A 24301-nucleotide genomic window follows, 5' to 3' on the forward strand; every position below is an offset into this window, starting at 1 on the left:
ACTCACTGTTACCATGGCGCACGCCACCACACGTTCTCTGATCACCCGGCTCGGACCGCTCACGCTCGAGCGGCCCGTGTTGCTTGCGCCGTTGGCCGGGTGGACCGACACAGCGATGCGCCGCATTTCGCGGCGCTACGGTGCGGGCATGGTGTTCTCGGAAATGCTCTCTGGCGAAGGCGTGCGCCGCAAGAATGAAAAAACCCGCAAGATGGCGGGTTTTCACGCTGAGGAGCGTCCGTATTTCATTCAGTATTTCGCGACCTCGCCCGAACAAGCGGCCGATGCCGCGTCGCGCTTGCGTGATTTGAATCCTGACGGCTTGGATCTGAACTTCGGCTGTCCCGTTAAGAAGATCATCTTGAATCAAGGCGGCGCCGCCCTGTTGAAAGATGTCGGATTGTTGGCGCGCATCGTGGAAGCTGCTGTCAAAGCTGTGGACATTCCCGTGTCCGTGAAAGTGCGTTCAGGCTGGGATCGTCGCTCGCTAAACGCCGTCGAAGTGGCGCGCGCCGTGGAACAGGCCGGCGCCGCCTGGGTAACCGTTCATGCGCGCACGCGCAATGATTTTTTCGAAGGCCGTGCGCACTGGGAATGGATCGGCGAAGTGAAGCAAAGCGTGAAGATACCCGTGGTCGGCAACGGTGATGTGCGCACGGCTCAGGACGTCGTCACATTGCTGGAGCAAACGGGCTGCGACGCCGTAATGATTGGCCGCAGCGCCATGGGCTATCCCTTCATCTTTCGCGAAATTGATCATCTGCTGCTCCATGGAGAGAACTGCCCGGCGCCGACTCCGGGCGAGCGTTTGGCCGCCGCCGAGCAGCATCTACTGTGGCTTGTCGAGTTCTTCGGAGACGAACGGCGCGGAGTGCTCGAGTTTCGCAAACATTTGCTCGCGTACGTGAAAGGCTTGCACGGTTGCGCGCGCTTCAAAACCAATGCGATGCAGCTGCATGACCTGAATACCGTACTGTCTGAAATGCGCGCCTATCTCGGATCATTGCCTGATGTTCCCGTCGCGCGTCCGGCTTCGGCGCTCGACGATGCTCCCGTGTGGAGTTAATCAACCAGGCCGAGTTGATCGCGCACGATGACGACAAGTTCCGCCCGCATCTGATCACGGAGCGCGGCGAATATCTCGACTGGATCGTCGCCGGGCCGCATATGAAACGGATCTGGATAGGGTTGATGCCACGTACTGCGCGCTCCGGGCAGTACGGGACAGTTCTCACGCGCGCTGTCGCAGACCGTGATCACGAGATCAATGTCCTGATCAATAAATTCGCGCACGCTCTTGGAACGGTGCTTCGAAATATCAATGCCAATTTCCGCCAGTGTCTGGATGCTGTTGGGGTGAACGTAGCTCGGATGGGTTCCGGCGGAAAAAACGTCAATGAGATGACCGAGGTCGTGGCGGAGTAGGCCTTCCGCCATTTGGCTGCGCATCGAATTGCCGGTGCACAGAATGAGGACTTTGGGTTTGGACATGCTGGTTACCGCTGGATGAGTCGTGGTTCAATTGCGGGCGTTACGGGCGCGGTGGACTTCAATAGTTCGGCAATAACAAAGTCGCTGAACACCACGCCGGTCGGTTGAAGATTTCGCGGCGCGAAGCCCAGATACTTGTCGGCCTGTGAGATGAGAACATAGTCAATCGAGATACCGCGATAAACGCGTTCCGCCTCAAGACGTGTGCCAGCCACCAATGGAACGATGTCGCGAGCTGTTCCCTGGTCGTTGACGTAGGATATCTCGATTCCCGACATTTGCAGCGTTTCCTGTTTGCCGCTCATCTGGGCGGCGGCCTGGCGCTCGGCGAAAATCTGCAGTTCGGCGCCTGTCGCGTCAAATGCCGTGACTGAGTTGACAAACGGCAGAAGTTCGACGATGTCCAACTTGCGAACGGGCCCCGCGGGTATGTCTTTGCGGATGCCGCCGCTGTTGACAATCGCAAAGTCGGCGCTGTAAGCCGTGCGTAACAGATCGCACAACAGATTGCCGATCGCACTCGTGCCATTGTAACTGCGGGTCCAGTCTGTCGCCGCAACGGCGATGGTGTCGCCATATTTACGGGCAATCTGCTCCTCAAATTGGCGGCAATAGTTGGCCACGGCAGAATCAGGTTGAAAGCGTTCCGTTAGTAGTTCGACCAGCTCACCGTGATGTCCGCGCACGCGGTCGCCTTGGATCTCGAGCCGCAGTACGCCGAGGTTCTTCAGATACGACCCTGCCTGTGCAATAATGACGTCGTTTTCAATGATCGGTTCGGTGAGTCGCGTGTGGCTGTGTCCACCCACAATCACGTCGCAGCCGGAAATCGAGTGGGCAAGCTCTTTGTCTTTTTCCAGACCGTTATGCGTCAGCAGAATGATCAGATCGGTCTGCGGGTCAAGCTCATCAATCAACAGCTGCGCGGCGTCCGCGATATCCTGCACCGTAAACGGCTGCACCGCCTGTTGCGCAACGACTCCGGCCAGATCGGTGAGAATCAGCCCGATGACTCCGATGCGGAGTTTGCCGCGTTCCAGAATTCGATAGGCCGGACGCAGCGCTTCCCCGGTTGCGGTCCAGCGCACGTTGCCGCACACCCACGGGACTCCGCTCGCGTCGAGGAATTCCCGTAGATGCTCGGCGCCAAGATCAAATTCGTGATTACCCACGCTGATCACGTCGCAACCGCACCGTTCGATCATCTCGAGCAGTGCTCCGCCTTCAGTGCCATTCTCGACGATGTCGCAAATCGGGTTTCCCGTCATCAAGTCGCCTGCATCGATGTAGATCGTCCGCGAATCCGCCGCCCGCACACTGTCAAGTGCACCGGACAGCGGCGCGAACCCGCCGACCCAAGCACTATCCGGGCGCCAAGCCGCCCGCTCCGGGGCGAATTTTCCGTGAATGTCGTTTGTGTGCAGCACGGTCAGCGAATAGCGCGGCGCGGCGCACCCCGCGATAAGCGCCAGAAGCAGGATTACCCGCATTCTCACTCTCCCTATTGTTTCAACGAATTTACGCAGCGTTTGTTTGAGTATCAAGAGCTGACCAGCACGCGCCAAAATCAACTGCCCTGCCGCACATGCGCATTCTCCTGACCTGCCACGTGCGTTTTGCCAGTGCTCTGGCGTGGTATGCTTATCATCTGGCCCGCGGCCTGCGCTCGGCGGGTCACGACGTGTACCTTTCATCACAGCGCGGCTCGCCGTTAGCAGAGTGGGCCCGTACCGCTGGTATTCCCGGGACCGATCAGTTCGATTACCACAGCGCAAATCCGCTGCACTTGGCGCAAGCTGTGCGTCAGCTACGCCGGGTTGTGCGCGAATACGAACCCGATGTGCTGAATGCGCATTGTCCGCCGGGTCACGCGCTTCTGGCATGGGTGAACAGCGGCCGTCGGCCCTTGATTCGCACGGCTGCCGAGCCACGGTCACCACGAAACAACGCGGTGAACCGTTTCATCCACGAGCGCCGCACAGACGGTCTCATCTACTCAACGGCAACGTCTGCGGTCCGCTATGCGCAGGTATTTTCTTTGACCAGAGTCGCGCAACAGGTCATATATCCCGGTCTCGACCTATCGCTCTTCCCGGAAACTGCATTCGCCAATTGGCGCCAACGTCTGTCCGTTCCCGATGACGCATTGTTTGCTGCGGTCGTGGCCCGCATGAGTCCGGAGAAGGGACAGGAGAAACTGATTGAGGCACTGGCCCTGCTCGAACCGGGTGTTCGCTCGCGCATCGTCGTTCTGCTGACCGGCGATGACAACCGCCAACGTACATGGCGTGATTTAGAGCTGCTGGCGCAACAGAAAGGCGTCGCTTCAAGTTTGCGTTTCGCGTCCCGGCTCGATGACGTGCGCCCATTGCTTTCGGAAATTGACCTCGGCGTCATTACGTCACTTCGCAGTGAAGCCGTTTGCCGCATTGCGCTTGAGTATATGGCCTATGGCAAACCCGTCATCACCAGTGACGTCAACATTCTGCCGGAAGTTGTGCGGCATGACGACACGGGTTGGGTCTTTCCCAGTCAGGAACCTGCGCGTCTCGCCTGGCTATTGGAACGCGCCACCACGGAGCGCGCTGCGTTGCGTGACATGGGCGAGCGGGGGCGGGCCCGGCTGGAAAGCGAATTCACGCTTGCCGGCATGACAGAACGTACCATCGCGTATTATCAACAGGTGCTTGCCCGCCATGGCCGGTAAACTACCGATTTCGCTCGTCGTGATCACGTTCAATGAAGAGGCTAATCTGGCGCGTTGTCTGTCCGCAGCCGACTTTTGTGCCGAAATTGTCGTCGTTGATTCAGGCTCGACGGACGGCACAGTGAACGCCGCAAAGCAATTCGGCGCGAAGGTCTTCGAGCGCCCGTGGCCAGGCTACGGTCCGCAAAAGAACTTCGGCTGCGAACAAGCGATGCAGCCTTGGATCCTCTGTATTGACGCTGATGAAGTTGTCACTCCGGAGCTTCGTAAGAGTATTGAGACCGCGTTTGCTGCCGACAATTTGGATGAAGATGGCTTCGACATCAATCGCCACGGTGTGTATGCAGGCAAGTTGATTAATCACTCCGGCTGGTATCCGCAGTGGCGCACCTTTCTGTATCGCAAAGGCGCGGCGGATTGGGGTGGGATGGAACCGCATGTGACAGTACAGTTTCACGGCGCGCGTAAACGCCGCCTTTCGGGCGACCTATTGCACTTCACCTACCGCACCATTGACGAACACTTGCGCAAGAACATATCGTCTGCGCGTGCGGCGGGGCAGGCGATGCATGAACGCGGGCGGCGGGCGAGTGCGCTTGACGTTTTCCTGAGACCCGTATGGGCCTGGACGCGTTGCTTCATTCTACAGCTTGGTTTTCTGGATGGCTTTTATGGACTGGTGATCGCCAACGGTCAGGCCACCTATACATTTCTGAAGTACGCCTACTTGCGCGAGCAGCACGGGAAGCCGACGCGCGCGAATAGTCAATCCTCGTGAATTCTTCGTCGGCAGCACAAACGCGTTGCGCGGCGCTGCTGTTTCGCCGTGTCGGTGACAGTCTACTGGCCACCGCAGCACTGCGCGCCGTCAAACTGTGGAATCCGGCCGCGCAGATAACTGTATTCACCGAGTCGCACGTGCAGCGAGTCTTCGCGGGGTTGGAGTACGTGGATAACATCGTGGATTGCGGCTCGTCACCGACCGCTTTTGCCCTGGCCGGTCTGATGCGCCGCCATGGACCCTTTGAATACTCGATGGACTTCCTGTCGGATCCACGCTCGGCCTTGGCCTGCATGCTAAGCCCAGCCCGACATCGCGCGGGCTTTCAGAAATTTCCACGCGATCTTATCTACACGCATCGTGTAGCGCGCCAAGATCGCGACGGGCCGATTTACAGCGGCCTGCACAAACTTGGGCTGGCGCGCGCGCTGGGCGCACCTTGGTGTGACTCTCTCCCGGAGTTTCATGTCACTCCCGAAAATGAGTTGGTCGCCGCGACACTTCTGGCAGAGCGCGGTTTCACGGCACAGAGCTTCGCTGCATTCTTTGTAACAAGCCGCAGAGAATACAAGCGCTGGCCGCTTGAGGATTTCGCGCAAGTGGCCCACGCCGTACGGGACGGCTTCGCGATGAAGGTCGCGGTCATCGGCAACGCCGCCGAACGGGCCGAGATCGAGCGCTTCACTCGCATTGCTAATCTTGACCCTGCCGCTCATTTTGAGTTCAGCGATTTAGGCGAAATGGCAGCGCTGTTGAAGTTGGCGCGTCTCTACGTTGGCAACGACGGTGGTCCAAAACATCTCGCGGTGGCCGTCGGTACTCCGACTCTAACGATTTTTCAGAATGATCCATGGGAATACTGGACGCCGCCCCATTCACCGCAGCATCTGGCAATCGCTGACGCAACCGGCCGGCCGTCCGCTGAGGCGGCAATCGCCGGTTTGAAGCGCATGGTCTCGAGGTTTGGCAATGCCTGATGTGCGCTCGATCTTGATCTTTCGCAATGGTTCGATCGGCAACACGCTGGCCGCCGTACCGGCGCTGAAGTGTATTCGCACGAGTTACCCGCAAACGCGCATCACCGTTGTTGTGGACGCAGTCGGTCGTGAGTTATTATTGCACTGTCCCTACATGGATGAGCTGATCGTCTACGATAAGCGGGGACAGCATTCCGGAGTAAGCGGATTTGTGCGCACGGCAGTCGCTCTGCGGCGAACTGCTCCCGACCGCGCAATTCTGTTTAAGCGGTTCTATCGCAACGGCCTGCTTGCGTTCTTGAGTGGCGCCACGGATCGCATCGGCTACGCAACGGCGGGTCGTGCGCCGTTCTTGACTTCGACGATACCTTATGACGAATCGGTGCACGTCGCGGAACTCAATCTGCGTCTGGCGCGTCATGCCGGCGCGCATACCGTCAATGACGCGGTGCCGGAGCTTCATTTCTCGACCGAAGAACTGGCCGCATTCGCCGACTGGCGCGCGAATTTCGGTATTCGCGACCCGTACGTGGCCGTGCACTTCGGCGGCGTCACGGGCGGCGCGTCCTTTGTTGCTCAAGAGTGGCGCGCACCGCTGGTTCGCGGACTCTGTGCTTCCCGTCAGGTCCTTCTCGTGGGCCGTGGCGCGCGCGAAGTTGCCGAGGCCGAGCAGCTTCACGAGCAATTGCCCGAATCAAAACTCGCGCTCAATCTTCCTTTGCGGTTGTCCATGCTGCTCATTTCGCACGCGGTGGCCTTCATCGGTACCAATAGTGGACCGATGCACTTGGCTGCTGCGGCGCGTGTCCCGGGTATCGCCCTCTTCAGAAACGACGAGCGCTTTGACGTGGAACGCGTGAAATGGCGGCCCCAGTTTGATCAGCTCGCCGTCGTCCCTGTTGGAAGTGAAGACACTGCAGAGTCATTCTTGTCTAAGGCCGAAAATAGTTGGCCGAGTCTGTCGTGATGACGGTGGGTATTTCCGTACCGGCGTATCGCAATTCGCAGCGGCTGCGCCGCTGTTTGACGTCCATTGCCCGCTGTGATGCCAGTTGGCTTGTGCACACAGTCGTCGTAGACGACAGTGGCGATGGATCCGTAGCCGCTGCGCTGCAAACGGAATTTCCGCAAGTTCATTGGATTGTTCATCACGGCAATCGCGGCTTCGCCGAAGCTGCGAATCATGCAGTGTCCAGTAACGAATGCGAATATGTCTTGCTGCTGAACGACGACTGCGAGATTGTGCGGGATCCGCGGCCAGCTTTGCAAGGCTTGTTTGCGTCAAACGATGTTTTCGCGGTCGCCCTGCGCTCGGCCGACGAGCACGGCCGCACGCGGGAAGGAGCGAAGCGCTTGGTTTGGAAGGCCGGGCTCGCCAAAGTACTGCACAATCCACGGGACCAGCGCCCGCTCGTGGAAGGACTTTGTGAGTCGGATTACGCGGTCGGAGGTCACGCCGTTTTCGACCGCGCGAAGTTCATCGCGCTGAGTGGCTTTGACGCACTTTTCCATCCCTTTTACTGGGAGGACGTAGACTTGTCCCAGCGCGCGCATGCTCGCGGGTGGCGCGTGCTCTATGCTCAGAATACCGAAATTTTGCATCGCGAAGACGGAGCGATCCGCGCCACGCATGAGTCCGCGCATATTCGCGCTGTGACGCTGCGCAATCGCCTGCTTTTTTCCGCGCGACATGGCTCAGGTGTTTCTCGGTGGCTGCTGCCCTGGACGGTGCGTTGGCTCACCCTCACAGCGTGGCTCCGGCGCGACACGCTGCGCTTGCAGGTATTGCGGAAATTCACCGTAACAAACAAGTCCGTCTGAATTGTCTCTTCGAGGACCCATGGAACATACCACAGCCTCAGGTAAAACTCCGTTTCAACCGTACGTCAATGCCGAATCCAAGATGGCCGAGTCCACTGTTCGCGCCCTTGTCCTCGGGTGTGTACTGGGCATCGTGTTCACGGCTGCGAACGCCTATTTGGGACTCTACGTAGGTATGACAGTCAGCGCTTCGATTCCCGCGGCGGTGATGTCCATGTTCATTTTGCGCAAACTGTTTCGCGGCGGCACAATTCTCGAGAACAACATCGTCCAAACGGTGGCGTCGTCCGGTGAATCCCTCGCCGCCGGGATCATTTTTACGATACCAGCCTTTTTCATCTGGCATGAGTCCGGCAAAGGCGTGGAGATACCAAGTCTTGCTACAATCGCGTTTATCTCGCTGATCGGCGGCATGCTCGGCATCTTAATGATGATCCCGCTGCGCCGCATGCTCATTCGCGACGAGCACGGCACATTGCCCTACCCGGAAGGCACGGCATGTGCGGAAGTGCTGATCGCCGGCGAGCGCGGCGGGGCACATGCCAGCAAGGTCTTCTGGGGACTGTTAACGGGGGCGGTCTATAAACTCATGACGGGCGCGGGCATCTTACGCGAAACCATGACCGTCGCGCTCCGCACTCCGACCAAAGCGTATGTGGCCATTGACGCCATCCCTGCACTCGTTGGCGTGGGCTACATCATCGGCATACGCGTCTCGGCGATCATGTTGGGCGGTGGCCTCATGAGTTCACTTGTACTGGTACCCGCGATAGCGTTTTTCGGCGGCAGCGCATCAACACCGCTGTTCCCCGAGACGAGCACCGTTATCTCTGGCATGAGCAGCGATGCGATTCGCTCGCAGTATGTGCGTTATATCGGCGCGGGCGCAGTGACGATGGGCGGGATATTGAGCCTGCTCAAAGCGCTGCCTGCACTCTTCCGCTCGTTGTCACGCCTGCGTGGAAAGAGCGCCGCGCGTGAGCTTGACATCCGCACCGACCAGGACCTGCCGCCGAAGTTCGTCTGGATCGGGACCATCGTCGTCGCCTTGCTTTCATGGTTCCTCACGCCTGACGTTCCGCTCATCGTGCCGATCATCGCGGTTTTCGGATTCATCTTTGTCATGGTGGCATCGCGCATCGTTGGTTTGGTCGGATCGTCGTCCAATCCGGTTAGCGGCATGACGATCGCCACCCTGCTTGGCACGACGCTTCTGTTCACCGCGTTGGGAATCGGTGGCGTTAAGGGAATGACCGCCGCGCTGTTGATCGGATCCGTTGTCTGCGTGGCGATTTGCAGCGCCGGAGATATTTCGCAGGATTTAAAGACCGGCTTCCTTGTTGGAGCGACACCGCGCAAACAACAGATAGCCGAGTTCTTCGGGTTATTCGCGGGCGTGATTGTTGTTGGCTGGGTCGTACATCTGCTGGGATCAACCTATGGCTTCGTTCTGTCGCCGGAGCACCCCAAGCCGCTGCAAGCGCCGCAGGCAAATCTGATGGCGATTCTGATTGAAGGCGTCATGGATGGTAAGCTCCAGTGGAGCTTAATCTACCTCGGAATGTTCATTGCCGGTATCGTTGAGCTGTTCGGCGTTTCGTCGCTTGCGTTTGCCGTTGGCTTGTACCTCCCCGTTGGCTTGTCGGTCGGCGTCATGAGTGGCGCACTCATCAAATATGTCGTGGACTATCGCCACGCGAAATCTGACGCCGAAGACAACGGCGTGTTGTACAGTTCGGGGCTGATCGCCGGTGAAGCGCTGATCGGCATAGCGCTGGCGCTGTTCGCCACCGTCGGACTGTCGCTGGAAGCGTTCCACGGCATCCTCGGTCGCGCCGAACTGCCCATCACGATCACGGCCTATGCAGTCATGCTCTTTAGCCTATGGCGTGCCTCACGCTGATTCTGGTGTGCGAATGCCAAGCGGCCCGTCCAATTTGGACGGGCCGCTTTAGTTAGAGCATGTCCGCAAGCCTCATCAAGTCTGGCCGCGAGAGAAACTCGCGCGTATCACCCTGCCACGCCGCTTTGCCCTGCCGCAACACGATTACTCGCCCCGGCAAGCTCGCGATCAATTCAATGTCATGCGTGATGACCACACAAATTCGACCACGCTCGTGTTCACCCGCGACGAACTCGGCAACGCGTTTCAAATTTAACTCGTCCAGACCGAGCGTGGGTTCATCGAGCACGAGGGTCATTGCTGAGCCCGCCGATTGCAGCGCGATGGCGAGTAATCGCCGTTGCCCGAACGATAGACTTTCAGGTGACGCCGCGGCCACATCTTCAAGCCTTAAACCAAGCCGGGCGACCGCGTCCTTCGCCCGCGCCCGTGCCGCACCCTCGTCGAACGTCGCAAGCTCTTCGGCGACAGTGTCCTCGAGGAACATCTGTTCCGGGAATTGCAGCACAAGTGCGGCATGCTGCAATTCCATTGCCACCAAACCTGCGGAAAGTTCAAGCTGATTGGCAAGAACCAACGCCAGAGTTGTCTTCCCTGATCCCGAAGCGCCGACCAGATAGTTAATTTCACCCCGGTCGAAGTCAGCGGACAATCCGCGCAGAACCTCGTCCGTCGGCGCATAGGCAAACGAAGCTTCGCGAATGGTCAAGAAATCGGGCGCGCTCATCTTACCGTTTGTCCAGTTCCGCAAGACGGCCATCCCGCAGGCGCATGCGTCGCCCCTGTTCCGGAAACTCGGACTGCCGACTGATCATCCACAGCACTGCGACATTCTTATCAAGTCGCTCGACGAAACTCCGAAAATCGCGGCGGGAGCGTCCGTCTAGGAACACGTCGGGTTCATCAAGCAGCAGCAATTCCGGAGCGCGGCAGAAGAGTGCGGCCAAGGCCAACCGCTGCATTTGACCACCGGACAAAGCCTGCGGCGCGCGCGCGGCGAAAGTGTCAAGCTCGAAGCGCTCCAATAGCTCGGCCGCGCGTTCCGACAGCTTCTCTGTAGGTTCACCGCAGAGGCGCAGTGCGAATTCAATTTCTTCGAGCACTGTCGTGCAGATCAACTGCTCGCGCGGGTTCTGAAACAGAAACGCCGGGCTGCTCGCGCCGGCGTAACGCACCGTACCGGCGCGCGGTTTGAGCAAGCCTGCCGCAACACGCAGCAGGGTGGACTTACCCGATGCATTGTCGCCGCAAATCACTAAGCGCTCCCCGCGCTCGAGAAGCAGCGACGCACCGCTGAGCACGTCCCGACCACCACTGTAACCGACGTAAACGCTGTCCAGTTCAAGCAGCATGACGAGGCAGAACGGTATCGAGCACTCGGTCAACGACTCCGGCCCGAAGCATAACAAATTTTCGGGCCGCATCTTCCATTGGTTGGTGCAGCAGATCTGCCGCGATGCGGACCAACTCATCCGCCGCTGTAATTTCAAACAGCAAGTGCTCCGTGGCGGCTTCCTGCGCTTCGCGCGAAACGTCCGTGTTGGGACCGCAGATTACGGCGAGACCGTGCGCCATCGGTTCGATTACGCTATGCACGCCGCGATCAAATCCGCCGCCGACGAACGCCAGCGTGCCGTATCGGTACACATCGGCGAGAATTCCGCTGCGGTTCACGATCAGGACATCCGGCGCCGTGGTCGTGCGATCAACCTCCGCGCAGGTCAGACCGAACTGCTGTGCGGTCGCTTCAATGCGGCCGACCGCTGATTCCGATGGATCGTGCGGTACGACAAGGCAGCCCAGGCCGGGATGGTCGTGTCGAATCTGCGCGAAGGCCTCTAACAGTAGAATCTCGTCACGTTCGTGCGTGCTGCCGCCGATGATCCACCGTTTCTGCTCGAGGATACTTTGCCGACCATCCAACGGATTACGCTGTTCCCGTGCCCGCGCCAACACCCGGTCAAAGCGCGAATCGCCAACACTGGCCACGAAGACATGCTTACCGGCAATCGCGCGCGCGCGTTCCGCATGCTCCTCAGAGACGGTTAGTATGCCGGAGAGTCGCTCGTGAATTGCCCGATGAAATGCGCGCGCCCCCGGCCACCGCTTGAACGAGCCGCCGCGAAAATTTCCGTTGATCAACCAGACCGGGATTTTCATGTCAGCGCATTGCCATACCAGGTTGGGCCATACATCGTGCTTGCTGATCAAGACGGTTTCCGGTCGCAACGCGCGCAAATACGCGCGCACCTGATGCATCGAATCAAACGGTGAGAAATCCGCAAACGCAAAAGAATCCGGTCCCAGCGCCGTCTTGGCGGAAGGGGAGAAGTAGCTCACGCACGGAACAAAACCTCGCTCACGGCAGCACGCGGCGAGCGGCTTGATCCCTTCCAATTCGCCTGCCGATGCGCAGTGAAACAACACAACTCGCGCGGTGTTATTTCGTTCGCGGAAGGCCCGCGCCTGCCCGGCCACGCGCCGCCGTCCGCGCAGACCCTCGCGCAGTTTGGGCGAGAATAGTGCCGCGATATGCGCTGCGACGGACAGGGCAGGGTAAGCGAATAGGTTATAAAGAAGTTTGGCGATCATGGCCAATGGCCAACAGTTGCGATAGAGTAGACATAACTTGATCCGGCGTGGTCTGACGCATGCAGTCATGGTGCCGCTTGGGGCACACATTGCCGCCGAAGGCGCTGCAGGGCCGACACGCGAGCGGCTGTTGCACAACCAGCGCGTCCGCGCGAAACGGAAAGAACCCAAACTGTTCGACTGTTGGCCCGAACAGCGCGACGACCGGAGTGCCGACTCCCGTCGCCAGATGCATGAGCCCCGAGTCGTGACAGACCACCGCCCGCGCTCGCGCCAACAGGCCGCCGACATCGGAAAGTGCCGTGCCGACCACGACCGGGTGATTTCCCGCGATACTCCGGCAAGCATCTGCCTCGTCAGCGGAACCGCAAACCGTGATCTTCCAGCCAGACGATTCTAACCGGCTTACCAATTCCTGCCAATTCTCGACGGGCCAGCGCTTCGTGAAGTGTTTCGCTCCGGGACACAACACAATCATCTGCTCATCGCGTGGCCCGTGAGTGTGTAGAAGCTCCAGCCCTAGCTCATCATCCACCACGCCCAAGGAGTCCAGCGCCCGAATGTATCGGATCGGCACCGGCACTGTCGCTCCGTAGAAATTCCATTTGAAGCGGATCAGGAACCACCGCTTGATCCTGAACCGATTGGATTTGGTCCACATCAAGGGCATGCAGGCCAGACGCAAGAAGGCGCTTCTTGGACTATTCTGTAAATCCACAATGAGCTCGTACTGGCGCGAAAGCAAACGGCGCAGCCTTAGCAGGCCGCGCCATCCCTCATTGCGATCGAGAGTGATGAGGTTGTTGATCTCGGGGAGCAACCTCGCCGCGTCGGCAAAGCCAGACGCGACCAGAAAGTCAATCTGAGAATCCGGAAACCGCCGCCGCAGCGCCCGCAAGGCAGGGGCACACAGCAACACATCGCCAAGCGAAGAGAGCCGGATGACCAAAATAGCGCCCGCAGCGGACAATTTCAGTTCAGCGTCTTGAAGCGGTCCTTCAATCCGCCGTCGGCCGCGACCTGATAGGTCGGTCCGCTGCCGCTGATGCGGATATGTCCAAGCAACTCGGCGCGACCTTTGTCCGTCAACTTGGCCGCGTCACCGTCCACCGCGATGGCATACGCCAGCCCAAACGCCGTCGCGCAGTCCTTTGCCATCGCAATTGCGGCGCCGCTGGCCATTTGTCCTGTGCGCGGATCGAGCACCAATCGCCCGCTGCCGCCGCGGGCCGGCACGTAGGCCATACCCCCCTGTGCCATATCCAATTTCGCCCAACTGCTGTCTGCAGTCTGCGGATTACCCAGTTTGATCTCGCGGCTCTGCTGGTTCACGGGCATGCCCACGATGCGAACAGCATACGGTGTGCGAATCTCGAAAGCGGCGAAGCCCTTGGCGTTCAACACTTCAGCAGCGCGATCAATCGCCCACGCATCCACGAAACCGCGCGCGTCAAACCGCATGTTCGGCTTCGAGAGCAGGATGGACTTACCCGCGACAAACATGCCGCCGGTCTTGATCAGAGCCAGGGCACTGTCCACATCGGCCTGCGGCGGAGTGCCGTTGCCGGCCTTGGTCCACGCATCCAGCAGCGGGCCGTAGCGCAGGTCAAACGCTTGCCCGGTTAACTCGTTCAGTTGCAGGCCGCGCATGATTAGCGCGTAGACCGTTGTATCCACCGGGACCGATTCACGGCCGGCTCCGGCGGCGATCTTCTCCAATTGGTTGGTAGCTCCGGGAGTGGCGACATTGCGTTCATACGTCTCAAGCGTTTTGAAAGCGGCATCGAATCCGGCCTTGACCTCTTCCGGCTTGGCGTCGGCAATGAAGAACGTGACGGTCACCGGAACTCCGAAGACGGTCCGAGTCTCCGCCGGGAACTTATCCTTGGCGCTTTGACAGCCCAGCACGATGGTCAGGGCGGCGATGGCGAGTACTGCGTAGCGACACATATTCGTTCTCTATGTTTGGTTGCTTGCTTAGCGGTTGCGGCGGGCTTTGATCTCGCGGTCAAGCTCGCGCTTGGCGCGCTGCTCTTCTTTGGCATCGCGCTTGTCATATTCACGCTTGCCCTGCACGACGGCCAATTCAATCTTCAGATATTGCCCTTTGAAATACAGCGACAGCGGCACCAGCGTGAAGCCCTTTTCCAACACCTGTCGCTGGATCTTACGGATCTCGGTACGGTTGAGCAAGAGCTTGCGGGTCCGCCGCTCATTAACCTCGGTATAACCGCGGTTGCGGTAGGCGCTGATGCCGAGAGCATACAGCATGACCTCGCCGTTGACCACCTGGGCATAGGCTTCGCGCATGTTCACGTGCCCCTCGCGGACCGATTTGACCTCGATCCCGAGCAGGGCGATGCCCGCCTCGTAGGTCTGGATGACGTGGTAGTCATGCCGGGCCTTGCGGTTCTGGGCGACGATTTTCACTGAGCCGTTTGCCTCCATGACCCGCTAAAGTAACAAAAAATCTATGGAAAGGCAAGGGTTCGGGCAAAGAGCGGCTTGACAAAACGGCGTGAAATGCTTATAATTTCGGTTCCTCCGCAGGAGTGGTGGAATTGGTAGACTCGCTAGTTTCAGGTACTAGTGTCCTTCGGGACGTGCGGGTTCGAGTCCCGCCTCCTGCACCCCAGCGTGGACGCTGGACCCAGTGCGCTGACGCAGTGTCTCGGGTTTGGTGCACATGCCTCTTTGTTCAACGGGGCCACCGCCGAGGTGGTCCCGTTTCTGTTTTCTTATCCCCCCGACTCCTCTGGGGGGGGGAATTGCTTTCGGAGGCGGGCCTGCCCCGGCATCAAGGCATCCTGAAGCCCGCGGCGGGCTGAAGGACCCCTCCAAATGCCCCCGTCGTTCACCGGGCAGGCACAGGGGACGGGCCTCGCTGAATTATCCGCGCCCATAGCTCAACTGGATAGAGCATCAGCCTTCTAAGCTGAGGGTTCCGCGTTCGAGTCGCGGTGGGCGCACATTTCCTCCGATTCCCCCCAGTCCTCTGGGGGGATGTAGGGGCGGAAGGCATTCCGCCCGCGTTAGGCCACACAAGCACGTCGGCGCCCTGTCATCCTGAACGAAGTGAAGGACCCCTCTGAGTTCTCCCCTCTCCCTTGACAATTAGAGACACGGAGCGTAGCTTGAAACCACACGACGGCGCAACCTACCGGACGGGAGCTATGGAACGGTTGAACGGCATCAAATCCAGATCGCGAATCTTACTCGGACTTCAGGCCATCCTGAAGCGGGTGGGGTTCGCGATTTTGTTTTTGGGCGTTGCCCTTCTGTCTTTTGCAGATACTACTTGGGTTAGTGGACAGATTGAAGGGATCTGGAATGAATCTGGCAGTCCCTATATTGTGATTGACTCATCCTGGGTTCAAGATGAATCGGAGCTTCAAGTACAAGGAGGTACCAGCATTATTATTGAATCTCCGGACGGTAAATTACAGTTGAGTGGCATTTGCAGATTCCAGGGAACTAGGGAAGATAGCATTTCAATATGCATAAATGAACCTTCAGATGCGCTGTTCAGTTTCCGCCAAAATACAGAATCAGTTAGAATGAGTTTCACATCGATAGAAGGACTCGGGTATTTCTACCTCGAGGCTGATTCGATTAGTTTTGATCACTGCAATATTAACTCGTTACATGATATCAACGGTGGCTGGTACGATGCGCTGGTTGCAAGCTCTGTCACGATTGACAGTTCCATTATGGGTTTTGTCTGGTGTTTTGAAGCAGATGCAACTATAAAGAACAGTACCTATTCTGGCGCAATATATCTAAGTTTCGGTCCGGCCTCCCTTGATTCTCTAGTCTTCATAGGTGACGAATCAGTGGGAAACGGAATAGTAAGTTTGAGCTCTTGGGATTCGGATGATGACTATGAGATTTCGAATTCAATAGTTGATGTTCTTTATGCCGATTTGAGGAATTGTGCGGCATGCACGATAGCTCTTGATAATGTCGCAGTTCAACAACTCGCCGATATACAAGCTCCAACCGCAACTGTTACGAATTCAGCTATGAGGTGGATTCGCATCGACCTTAATTCAAATAGCACAATAACACATAACCTGTTTGGTATGATTCAAGTCGGAACAAGTGTTTCAATTGAGATTTCAAACAATACATTCATTCAATTGCATGGTTGCTGGAATGGTCTTCCCGGTTATTTTATTTCGGCTTCTGCAAACGGGACCGAAATAGTGAACAATATTTTGTTACTGACCATCCGGAGGTTACAGTTTTGAATGCAGGCTTCAGTCCGTCAAGCCTTCCTCTTACAATCTAACCTACGGCATGAACGATCCTTGGGGAAGCGCCGAGCTTGGCCCTGGGAACATAGATTCTCTTCCACTATTTGATCCTTCAGACTCTCTGTTTAGATTGACATTTGATTCACCAGCGCGAAATGGCGGTGACCCCGCAAGGCTGGACCCAGATGGTAGCCAATCTGATATTGGCGCCAGATGGTGGGATCATTCATACGATCATCCTCCGATTATTCTCTTACCGGATACCGTTCGCCCAAGATGGGGGGATGCCTTCAATCTGAACATTCCCATAAGCGACGAATCCGCCACAACAGTTGAGATCCTGAATGAATTGCCAGATTGGACGGCAGCGGGTTTCGTTCCTTTCGGCTCTGAGCCGTTCGAAATGCAAATAAGAGTAACGGATAATCATGGACAAATCGACCAGGCGTGTATCTTGTTTGACATCTTGCCATACTCGACTCTTTCGGATACGATTAGAGGAAGACTCACAATCGAGTATTCCCCTTACCAGGTTCTGCATGACGTCTTTGTTCCCTCGCAAGATACTCTTACAATTGACCCTGGCGTTATCATTGAATTTGAAACAAGGGATTGTGTTCCCAATCTTATTGTAGAAGGCGTGCTGCTGGCCAACGGGAATTCAGGAGATTCAGTTCGATTTGAAAATCTGGATGACCTTGCTCCACCGTGGGGAAGTGTCCGGTTTCTTGATGAAGAGGCAGTCGCGCAACTGACGTTTTGCCGATTTAGTAATACGACTCACGGAATCAGCGGATTCCACAATGGCCGGGTTGAAGTATCACACTCGACACTTCTCGGTACGGGTGGTCTTGGAGCCAGCGTTCTAACATTTTGGCAATCCAACGATAGTATTATAGTCCAACAGTGTGACATGGTGTCGAATGCGGTATGCTCCTTTGACCAATGTAATTTCTTTGTGGATGCATGCACATTCATTGGAAGCGAGGAGAGTTCGCCAAAGGTTCGAGCTTGGAGGTCGAGTGGAATGGTTCAGAGATCACGGTTTGTTAATTGCAATGATATTGCAGTGTCTTTTGATTCCGGCATATACCGTTTGGAGAGATGCGTGTTCGACGAGAGTATCGCTCCGCTGCTCTCAGTTTCTAACAACGCGGATCCGATGTCTACCTCAGTTACAATCAGACACAATACAATTGTGAATGATCTTGGTCATTTTGCAACGATAATAAGAAGTGCGGGTTTAGATTTTCACGTGGCAATAGAAAACAATGTAATCGTATCCGGCGATTCATACGCATTTCGTCTTGGATCACAGGTTGATTCGACATACATTTCAATCAACAACAATTGCCTCTCGGGTATCGACAGCGTTCTTGGTTTCTCACCTGCGTGGCCAACTATCGGCATCAATAGCCGGGTGAATATTAATGGGGATAGCACGGATCTTTACGGTGACCTCGTCACAGACCCGCTTCTAAGTGAAGAATCACTTGTTTTATTACCCGGATCACCATGCGTCGATGCCGGTATTGATATTGGACAGGAGTATTTTGGACTGGCACCTGATATGGGATTTCTTGAATTCGATGGAACGAGTGTCGGAAATGGCAGAGAAATGGCTTCCAAGCTGTCTGCCAGTATCTTCCCAAACCCTGCCAACAGTGATGTTCGATTCACTGTAAGTGGGCTGCTGGGACCAACTAATGAACTTCGCATGTTCAACTCTCTTGGTCAAGTTGTTTTCAGCGAAAGAATCATGACGCAATACCCATTTTCAAGTGGCACAATAAGGCTTGCAGAAATGGGCATAGCGACGGGAAAGTACTTCGTTGTTTTTTCTGATGGCCGCGAAAAAGGTGTTGTTCCGCTCACTTATCTTAAGTAGGAGAAGAGATGGCAAACGTACGTCAAGTAACACACTGCATTCCCGCGGCGGCACCCGCTGCGGGTGCCCCTAACTCCGGGCGTCAAGACAAACTGATCTGAACCCGTGCTTCGCCATTCGCCGATACCGCACAAAGAGCGAAAAGCCCCGAATCAAATTGGTCCGGGCTTTTTCTTGTGTGTTGTTCATCACGTGGGCGGCAGAAGCCCCCCTTGGTCCCCCCAAATCCGCAGACGGACTTGGGGGGAAATGCAGACGGGCGGCACGCCTGCCGCCCCTACACCTGAAGCGCCACGCGCCAGCGGCAACGGGTCCAGCGTCCACGCCAGCGGCAACGGGTCCAGCGTCTACGCTGGTGGCTTTCCTCTCTTATCCAATTTGGTTATATTAACTTGCTTGGGCCGCACCGGGCAAGACGGGCGCCTGACCCGGCCACTGTCCAGCCACTTGTCATCCTGAAGGCCGCTGCGGCCTGAAGGGTCTCTCCGAAACCGCCCCTTGACATGATGATTTTCCATCCGTAGCTTGAAAACACACGACGGCGCAACCTACCGGACGGGAGTTATGGAACGGTTGAACGGCATCAAATTTAGATCGCGAATCATACTCGGACTTCAGACATTCCTGAAGCGGGTGGGGTTCGCGATTTTGGTGTTGGGAGGAGGAGCTGCTCATGCCGAGTGGCAACGGGTCCATGAATTTGAAGACGAGCTAACTTGGGTTGTTCGATTCCAGGATGCGGAAAGGGGCTGGGCAGGACCAGCACTACTTCCTCCATACTTGTACAGAACTACAAATGGCGGTTTTGACTGGACTCCCATAGAAGAGTTCCCCGGGAATGGTTATGTCGCTGAAATAGAGTTCTGGGGCAGCAAGCGAATAGCTGTTGCAACATTGAATTCTGTAACCACATCCAGCGATTCTGGAGTGACTTGGAGTGCAATCGCACTTCCCGGCGGGGGATACGCAACCGAAATCGCCTATGCGGATTCGAACTTGATTTTTGCAATCGGAACGGACGATCAGCTTTTACCTCCAACCAGAAAGCAGATCCACCGTAGCTTGGACGGAGGACAGACGTGGACTAGGGTGTTTTACGAAATCGACCATGAAGGCTGGTCTATCAATGATGTGGCTTATTCAGCGTCGGGTACGGTCATCGTAGGCTCAGCGCCGTGGGAGGTACTGCGAAGCACAAATCAGGGAATCAATTGGCAGAGCATTGGAGACGAGGACCCAAACCTATTCCCGATACTCGAGGTTAATGCGTTAGTCTCGCCCAGCAGCGGTGTCTTCATCGCTGCTGGAGCCGTTGATACGTTGCCAGGCTTGCTGGGCTTTCCGATCATCGCCCGCAGTTCAGATGACGGCCAAACGTGGAATATCGTTTGGCAAAATCCTACTGCCTACGACTCAATGATCTATGATTTGTCCTTTGCGGATTCGCTAAACGGCTGGGCAGTGGGGAGGAACGGAACGTTTCTTCGAACGACAGATGGAGGTGAGACATGGACTTGGTCGGTCTTTGATTCAATTAGATTCGGATTTGTTCAAGCTTCATATTTGTCGACCTCGATGGGATTTGTTTTCGACCCGGGTGGCGGAGGTGGAAGTCTCTGGAGGTGGGATACAACAACGGCGGTTGTAGAGGACGACCATGACCGAAGTGAGATCACTGGAACGCAAATAAGTGTCTTTCCAAATCCTTTTAACGCGGAGGCTACATTCCGGATTGAATTAGCGAGACCTTCGCAAGTCCAAGTCAAAATCTATGATCTTTGCGGACGCATTGTCGCCGGGATGAGCGAGCAATATAGGTCTGAAGGCATCCACTCTTTGAAATTAGGCTTGGTGCCGCTGGCCACGGGAATGTACATTTACAGAGTTACGGCCGATAAATATCCTGTTGGCCAAGGGAAGATACTCCATCTCAAATAACCGCCTTTAGGAGTAATCACGATGTTGAATAACTCCGGGCGTCAAGACAAACTGATCTGAACCCGTGCTTCGCCATTCGCCGATACCGCACAAAGAGCGAAAAGCCCCGAATCAAATTGGTCCGGGGCTTTTTCTTGTGTGTTGTTCATCACGTGGGCGGCAGAAGCCCCCCTTGGTCCCCCCAAATCCGCGGACGGACTTGGGGGGAAATGCAGACGGGCGGCACGCCTGCCGCCCCTACACCTGAAGCGCCACGCGCCAGCGGCAACGGGTCCAGCGTCCACGCTGGCGGCAATGGGTCCAGCGTCTACGCTGGTGGCTTTCCTCTCTTATCCAATTTGGTTATATTAACTTGCTCGGGCCGCACCGGGCAAGATGGTCACCTGACACGGGTCAGGACCAAAACGAAAAAACAGGCAACTAAGTGCCTGTTTTTTAAGAGCCGCTGAACGGACTCGAACCGTTGACCTGCTGATTACGAATCAGCTGCTCTACCAACTGAGCTACAGCGGCTTGCAACCTTCGGGGAAACCCAACTATACAGAATTCAGAGGCTTTTGTCAAGCGGCCCGGCCAGATTCTGGGCCCGGACTTTTTCGGGCAACCGACCCTCCGCGTCGCCCCGGCCCTGATCGGCTGCCTCCTGCGCTACCGATCGGCCCTTGTCCGCATCGTCGAGGTCGAGGCCTACACCGACGACGAAGCCTCCCACGGTTTCCGCCGCACCGCCCGCTCGGCCATCATGCACGACAGCTTCGGCCACGTCTATGTTTACCGCAGCTACGGCGTGCACGTTTGCCTCAATTTCACGACCGACCGCAAACATTGTGGTGCCGTGTTGATTCGCGCAGCCGAACCACTCGCAGGCCTCGGCCCCATGCGCAAACGCCGCGGCGATGTAGCGACTCACAAACTCCTTAGCGGCCCCGGCAACCTCACGCGCGCACTGGGCCTCACGCTGGAACTGAATGAAGAAATGATCGGTGCCAAACTTGTGGTCATCGCCGACGCACCCTGCGCCATCGTCTGCACCACCCGCATCGGTATCAGCAAAGCCAAAGACCACCCTTGGCGTTTCTTTGATCCGAACAGCGGAAGCGTCAGCGGCACGAAAGCGCTGAACGCGACTGCGCAGCCTTACTCTTTGACCGGCAACTCAAATATATCCGAGTAATCCGGCTTCCTGGGCATATTCTCCGGCGGTACCGGCGGAATCTCCGGAGCGCAAGCGCCTCGAGTTTATCCAGCGGAATGTAGTAGCTCTTTAGACCTTCGGTGCAGTTGCGGCACATTTCTTCAACACGGCCGTATTTGATCAACTGCGTGCGAAACGCGTTGTATTGGTCACTGTGCCAGATGTCGCGAAAGTCCTGTGTCAGCGCATTGCCCATCAGGAACTGCTCGTCCTTGTCAAAACAACACGGCACTACATTACCGTTCCAGTCAATCATTGTCGAGAACCACAGCCGCTTGCACGATTGATAGCGCCGTTTGGTGTCCCACTTCTCGCCGACACGTTTGTAGCGACGCAACTCTTCGGCATCCGGCAAGTAATCTGCCGCCTGCTCATCGGTGTAAATCTGCGTCGTCTTGATTTCCACCGAATCCGCGCCCCATTCTTTGGCCTTGGCGCGCAGATAGGGAATCTCGTGTTGGTTGTGCTTCATCGGCAACCACTGCATCACGAGCCGCGGATAATTTAGACCGCGCTCATCCCGCAACCGCCGCGTCGCTTTCAAATTCTCGATGACCACTTCGAGATTTCCGCCGATGCGGTAAATCTTGTAGCTGTCCGGCGTCAACCCATCAATCGAGAAAATCAATTCCGACAGCCCGGCATCGAGCAAGCGCGGAATCAGATTGCGGCGGTGCAGCAGATTTCCATTGGTCGAAACCATCGTGTAAATTCCGCGCGCACTGGCCATGCCGATCATGTTCGGCAGATCATCATTGATCGTCGGCTCGCCCTGATTCCACAACGCGATGACTTTGACATACCGGCGACATTGTTCAGTATGCGGCGGTAGTTCTCTAAATTCATCGTCCCCAAGTCACGTGTCAATTCGCGCGCGCCGATAGGGCAGAGGGGACACTGCAGATTGCGGCGGCTGATCGGCTCAATCATGATACTGATCGGCCAGCCCCACACCAGCGGTCGCTTGACGACGTGCGACAGCGCATAGCCCGCCGTCAGTATCGTAAGATTCGCAAGATAGGTTGGACTAAGAGATAATCCGCGCGGCAGCACGTGACCTCGGGGTTGTGTGATCTTCGTTCGCCAATGTAACGGCTTTTCCGCAGACTTGCAACGGTGTCGTCCAAGTCTCGATGTTTTCTATTTTCTCTGAGCAGGTACCCGCCCATGATTCGCCGCCTTGTACTGCTGCTTGCCATCGCAGGCGCCGCATGGTTCGTATTGACTCCTGAGGAGTCTGCTTTCCCGCGTAAGGGCTCCGGGCCCGTTTCCGTCTGGAGTGGTTCATGCAGCAGCGTATGTGGCCGCATGCGACGCTCGATCACGACCGCATTATGGCGGGCGCGCGCGCCGCAGCCATGCGCAATCGCGCACTTGACGAAGATCCATTCTGGGTGCAACACGGTCCGACGAACATCGGCGGCCGTATCACGGACATCGTGGGCCATCCGACGGACGACAACATCTATTATGTGGCTTCGGCATCCGGCGGTGGCTTCAAGACAACGGACGCCGGGCAGACCTTTTGTCTCTGTCAGCGATGCGCTGCCGACGCCGTCGTGCGGTGCCTTGGCGATTGATCCCGGCAATCCGAATCGCATCTACCTTGGCTCGGGTGACGCGAATTCCGCCGATACAGCTATCCCGGCTCGGGGCTTTACGTTTCCGCGGATGCAGGTTCGTCGGGCAATTAAGCGGCCTGGCGAACACGCGCTACGTCGCGCGTGTCGTGTGCATCCGGAGAATCCGCAGCACGTTTGGGTCGCCGCCATGGGCGAGCTGCCTGCGACTGGAGGCGAACGGGATCTATTTCAGCGGATGACGCCGGCGCGACATGGTCAGCGCTTAGCCCCGTCAACGATTCCGACGGGCGCTTCAGATGTTGTTGTCCATCCGGAAAACCCGGATATTGTCTACGCGGCGATGCGGGGCAGCGGGTGCGCGACCCGAGTAGCGGCGCGAGCTGGCGGACGCGGCAGCGGCATTTATAAGTCAGCAAATCGTGGCGAGACATGGACGCGGCTATCTGTCGGTATGGCGCCGGTTGCCGATGACGTCGGGCGCAACGGACTCGCAATTGCAGTTCAACTCCGAATGTCCTTTATGCCTGCTACGCCGATCACCCGGGCTTTTCCTTGGCGTTTACCGTCCGAGGATGCCGGTGAGAGCTGGGTACGGACCAACGACGAGAGTTTGACGGACGCCTATTCGAATTTTGGCTGGTATTTTGGCAATATCCGCGCGGCCCGACGACGAAGACATGGTCTTTGTGCCGGGAGTCCAGCAGCTCATCGCCCACAAACGGCGGCACGTTGGGAGGAAATTGCGAGCAACAACGCCCATGTTGATCATCACGCGATTTGGTTTGATCCGCAGCAGCCGTTCCGCTTTCTAGTTGGGCAATGACGGCGGCTTGTACCGACGCCGATAACGGGAATGATTTTGTAGATCTTAATAATTTCCGGCGATCCACCCTACGGCAACTTATGACGCGCAGCAACCGAGCGGCTATACGGAGGAACGCAGGATAACGGCACCTTTGCGCTCATTGACGGGCGACCGAACGAATTCGACCGCATTTACGGCGGCGACGGGTTCACAAGCTCGTTGATCCGAATAACAATAGTTACGTTTATGCCGAATATCAATATGGTGGGCTGGGACGCAGCACGAACGGCGGCGACGAGTTTCAATGGCCGCCTGACGGCATTGATGATGAAGAGCGTCGCAACTGGTCCACGCCGGTCGTTTT

Annotated in this window: 23 protein-coding genes and 3 tRNA genes; 15 read left to right on the forward strand and 11 right to left on the reverse strand. The window is 56.9% G+C overall.

Annotated features, from left to right (window positions below):
• The first annotated feature begins 13 nt into the window (after positions 1 to 13).
• Positions 14 to 1066 carry a tRNA dihydrouridine synthase DusB gene (gene dusB / locus IPH10_07840; protein MBK6910828.1) on the forward strand — a complete coding sequence of 351 codons (1053 nt, stop codon included), beginning with the start codon at positions 14 to 16 and terminating at the stop codon, positions 1064 to 1066.
• Here dusB and IPH10_07845 read toward each other — a convergent pair.
• Positions 1063 to 1491, reverse strand: a complete 429-nt coding sequence (locus tag IPH10_07845; protein MBK6910829.1) for an arsenate reductase ArsC — start codon at positions 1489 to 1491, stop codon at positions 1063 to 1065. The two genes, dusB and IPH10_07845, sit on opposite strands and share 4 nt — an antisense overlap.
• 5 nt (positions 1492 to 1496) lie before the next feature.
• On the reverse strand, positions 1497 to 2981 hold the full coding sequence (locus tag IPH10_07850) for a bifunctional metallophosphatase/5'-nucleotidase (GenBank protein MBK6910830.1): 1485 nt from the start codon (positions 2979 to 2981) through the stop codon (positions 1497 to 1499).
• Positions 2982 to 3076: 95 nt separating this feature from the next.
• Between IPH10_07850 and IPH10_07855 the strand changes: the two genes are divergently transcribed.
• Genes IPH10_07855 through IPH10_07880 form a run of 6 tightly spaced genes read left to right on the forward strand, consistent with a single transcriptional unit; the run spans position 3077 to position 9680 of the window.
• Entirely contained in the window at positions 3077 to 4198 is a 1122-nt protein-coding gene (locus IPH10_07855) for a glycosyltransferase family 4 protein (protein ID MBK6910831.1), read from the forward strand.
• On the forward strand, positions 4188 to 4976 hold the full coding sequence (locus IPH10_07860; GenBank protein ID MBK6910832.1) for a glycosyltransferase family 2 protein: 789 nt from the start codon (positions 4188 to 4190) through the stop codon (positions 4974 to 4976). The genes IPH10_07855 and IPH10_07860 overlap by 11 nt, the downstream gene beginning before the upstream one ends.
• Positions 4973 to 5956, forward strand: coding sequence for a glycosyltransferase family 9 protein (locus tag IPH10_07865; GenBank protein MBK6910833.1), 984 nt, complete (start codon positions 4973 to 4975; stop codon positions 5954 to 5956). Before IPH10_07860 ends, IPH10_07865 begins: the two co-directional genes overlap by 4 nt.
• The gene (locus tag IPH10_07870; protein ID MBK6910834.1) at positions 5949 to 6923 is read left to right on the forward strand and encodes a glycosyltransferase family 9 protein; all 975 of its coding nucleotides are present in this window, start codon (positions 5949 to 5951) and stop codon (positions 6921 to 6923) included. The genes IPH10_07865 and IPH10_07870 overlap by 8 nt, the downstream gene beginning before the upstream one ends.
• Positions 6905 to 7777 carry a glycosyltransferase gene (locus IPH10_07875; protein MBK6910835.1) on the forward strand — a complete coding sequence of 291 codons (873 nt, stop codon included), beginning with the start codon at positions 6905 to 6907 and terminating at the stop codon, positions 7775 to 7777. The genes IPH10_07870 and IPH10_07875 overlap by 19 nt, the downstream gene beginning before the upstream one ends.
• Positions 7778 to 7796: 19 nt before the next feature.
• Positions 7797 to 9680, forward strand: coding sequence for an oligopeptide transporter, OPT family (locus IPH10_07880; protein MBK6910836.1), 1884 nt, complete (start codon positions 7797 to 7799; stop codon positions 9678 to 9680).
• A 52-nt stretch (positions 9681 to 9732) separates the two neighbouring features.
• Here the strand turns inward: IPH10_07880 and IPH10_07885 are convergent, their stop codons facing one another.
• The 6 genes from IPH10_07885 to smpB are packed head-to-tail and all read right to left on the reverse strand — an operon-like array spanning position 9733 to position 14720.
• Positions 9733 to 10407 carry an ABC transporter ATP-binding protein gene (locus IPH10_07885; GenBank protein MBK6910837.1) on the reverse strand — a complete coding sequence of 225 codons (675 nt, stop codon included), beginning with the start codon at positions 10405 to 10407 and terminating at the stop codon, positions 9733 to 9735.
• Between the two features lies 1 nt (position 10408).
• On the reverse strand, positions 10409 to 11032 hold the full coding sequence (locus IPH10_07890; protein MBK6910838.1) for an ABC transporter ATP-binding protein: 624 nt from the start codon (positions 11030 to 11032) through the stop codon (positions 10409 to 10411).
• Positions 11022 to 12272 (reverse strand): hypothetical protein, encoded by a 1251-nt coding sequence (locus tag IPH10_07895; protein MBK6910839.1) that lies wholly within the window; start codon positions 12270 to 12272, stop codon positions 11022 to 11024. The genes IPH10_07890 and IPH10_07895 overlap by 11 nt, the downstream gene beginning before the upstream one ends.
• A complete protein-coding gene (locus IPH10_07900; GenBank protein MBK6910840.1) occupies positions 12250 to 13242 on the reverse strand; it encodes a glycosyltransferase family 9 protein in 993 nt (330 codons plus the stop codon). The genes IPH10_07895 and IPH10_07900 overlap by 23 nt, the downstream gene beginning before the upstream one ends.
• A gap of 2 nt (positions 13243 to 13244) precedes the next feature.
• Positions 13245 to 14222, reverse strand: a complete 978-nt coding sequence (locus IPH10_07905) for an FAD:protein FMN transferase (protein ID MBK6910841.1) — start codon at positions 14220 to 14222, stop codon at positions 13245 to 13247.
• Positions 14223 to 14249: 27 nt separating this feature from the next.
• On the reverse strand, positions 14250 to 14720 hold the full coding sequence (smpB, locus tag IPH10_07910; GenBank protein MBK6910842.1) for an SsrA-binding protein SmpB: 471 nt from the start codon (positions 14718 to 14720) through the stop codon (positions 14250 to 14252).
• A 98-nt stretch (positions 14721 to 14818) separates the two neighbouring features.
• Here smpB and IPH10_07915 point away from each other — a divergent pair.
• The 5 genes from IPH10_07915 to IPH10_07935 all read left to right on the forward strand — a co-directional run bounded on the left by IPH10_07915 (position 14819) and on the right by IPH10_07935 (position 20354).
• Positions 14819 to 14902 (forward strand) — tRNA-Leu (locus IPH10_07915).
• A gap of 265 nt (positions 14903 to 15167) precedes the next feature.
• Positions 15168 to 15241: transfer RNA gene (locus IPH10_07920), tRNA-Arg, on the forward strand.
• Between the two features lie 165 nt (positions 15242 to 15406).
• On the forward strand, positions 15407 to 16522 hold the full coding sequence (locus IPH10_07925) for a hypothetical protein (GenBank protein ID MBK6910843.1): 1116 nt from the start codon (positions 15407 to 15409) through the stop codon (positions 16520 to 16522).
• Between the two features lie 49 nt (positions 16523 to 16571).
• Positions 16572 to 18416, forward strand: a complete 1845-nt coding sequence (locus IPH10_07930; protein ID MBK6910844.1) for a T9SS type A sorting domain-containing protein — start codon at positions 16572 to 16574, stop codon at positions 18414 to 18416.
• Between the two features lie 564 nt (positions 18417 to 18980).
• Positions 18981 to 20354 (forward strand): T9SS type A sorting domain-containing protein, encoded by a 1374-nt coding sequence (locus IPH10_07935; GenBank protein ID MBK6910845.1) that lies wholly within the window; start codon positions 18981 to 18983, stop codon positions 20352 to 20354.
• 440 nt (positions 20355 to 20794) lie between these two features.
• On the opposite strand, the gene IPH10_07940 is transcribed toward IPH10_07935, so the two are convergent.
• A tRNA-Thr gene (locus IPH10_07940) sits at positions 20795 to 20867 on the reverse strand.
• Positions 20868 to 20892: 25 nt separating this feature from the next.
• Here IPH10_07940 and IPH10_07945 point away from each other — a divergent pair.
• Positions 20893 to 21528 carry a DNA-3-methyladenine glycosylase gene (locus tag IPH10_07945; protein MBK6910846.1) on the forward strand — a complete coding sequence of 212 codons (636 nt, stop codon included), beginning with the start codon at positions 20893 to 20895 and terminating at the stop codon, positions 21526 to 21528.
• Here the strand turns inward: IPH10_07945 and IPH10_07950 are convergent.
• Together IPH10_07950 and IPH10_07955 are read right to left on the reverse strand one after the other, a co-directional pair.
• Positions 21455 to 22333, reverse strand: coding sequence for an SPASM domain-containing protein (locus IPH10_07950; GenBank protein MBK6910847.1), 879 nt, complete (start codon positions 22331 to 22333; stop codon positions 21455 to 21457). The two genes, IPH10_07945 and IPH10_07950, sit on opposite strands and share 74 nt — an antisense overlap.
• Complete coding sequence (locus IPH10_07955) at positions 22285 to 22602, reverse strand: hypothetical protein (protein MBK6910848.1); 318 nt, start codon at positions 22600 to 22602, stop codon at positions 22285 to 22287. The genes IPH10_07950 and IPH10_07955 overlap by 49 nt, the downstream gene beginning before the upstream one ends.
• 233 nt (positions 22603 to 22835) lie before the next feature.
• Here IPH10_07955 and IPH10_07960 point away from each other — a divergent pair, with 233 nt between their 5' ends.
• Complete coding sequence (locus IPH10_07960; protein ID MBK6910849.1) at positions 22836 to 23129, forward strand: hypothetical protein; 294 nt, start codon at positions 22836 to 22838, stop codon at positions 23127 to 23129.
• Positions 23041 to 23955 carry a hypothetical protein gene (locus tag IPH10_07965; GenBank protein MBK6910850.1) on the forward strand — a complete coding sequence of 305 codons (915 nt, stop codon included), beginning with the start codon at positions 23041 to 23043 and terminating at the stop codon, positions 23953 to 23955. The genes IPH10_07960 and IPH10_07965 overlap by 89 nt, the downstream gene beginning before the upstream one ends.
• Positions 23956 to 24301 lie beyond the last annotated feature (346 nt).

The organism is bacterium, assembly GCA_016702305.1.
GTDB lineage: Bacteria > Electryoneota > RPQS01 > RPQS01 > RPQS01 > JABWCQ01.

Excerpts from the sequence above, each read along its gene's own strand:
- dusB (MBK6910828.1), top strand. The coding sequence starts at position 14 with ATGGCGCACGCCACCACACGTTCTCTGATCACCCGGCTCGGACCGCTC.
- IPH10_07845 (MBK6910829.1), bottom strand. The coding sequence starts at position 1,491 with ATGTCCAAACCCAAAGTCCTCATTCTGTGCACCGGCAATTCGATGCGC.
- IPH10_07850 (MBK6910830.1), bottom strand. The coding sequence starts at position 2,981 with ATGCGGGTAATCCTGCTTCTGGCGCTTATCGCGGGGTGCGCCGCGCCG.
- IPH10_07855 (MBK6910831.1), top strand. The coding sequence starts at position 3,077 with ATGCGCATTCTCCTGACCTGCCACGTGCGTTTTGCCAGTGCTCTGGCG.
- IPH10_07860 (MBK6910832.1), top strand. The coding sequence starts at position 4,188 with ATGGCCGGTAAACTACCGATTTCGCTCGTCGTGATCACGTTCAATGAA.
- IPH10_07870 (MBK6910834.1), top strand. The coding sequence starts at position 5,949 with ATGCCTGATGTGCGCTCGATCTTGATCTTTCGCAATGGTTCGATCGGC.
- IPH10_07880 (MBK6910836.1), top strand. The coding sequence starts at position 7,797 with ATGGAACATACCACAGCCTCAGGTAAAACTCCGTTTCAACCGTACGTC.
- IPH10_07885 (MBK6910837.1), bottom strand. The coding sequence starts at position 10,407 with ATGAGCGCGCCCGATTTCTTGACCATTCGCGAAGCTTCGTTTGCCTAT.
- IPH10_07890 (MBK6910838.1), bottom strand. The coding sequence starts at position 11,032 with ATGCTGCTTGAACTGGACAGCGTTTACGTCGGTTACAGTGGTGGTCGG.
- IPH10_07895 (MBK6910839.1), bottom strand. The coding sequence starts at position 12,272 with ATGATCGCCAAACTTCTTTATAACCTATTCGCTTACCCTGCCCTGTCC.
- IPH10_07905 (MBK6910841.1), bottom strand. The coding sequence starts at position 14,222 with ATGTGTCGCTACGCAGTACTCGCCATCGCCGCCCTGACCATCGTGCTG.
- smpB (MBK6910842.1), bottom strand. The coding sequence starts at position 14,720 with ATGGAGGCAAACGGCTCAGTGAAAATCGTCGCCCAGAACCGCAAGGCC.
- IPH10_07930 (MBK6910844.1), top strand. The coding sequence starts at position 16,572 with ATGAACGATCCTTGGGGAAGCGCCGAGCTTGGCCCTGGGAACATAGAT.
- IPH10_07935 (MBK6910845.1), top strand. The coding sequence starts at position 18,981 with ATGGAACGGTTGAACGGCATCAAATTTAGATCGCGAATCATACTCGGA.
- IPH10_07960 (MBK6910849.1), top strand. The coding sequence starts at position 22,836 with ATGCAGCAGCGTATGTGGCCGCATGCGACGCTCGATCACGACCGCATT.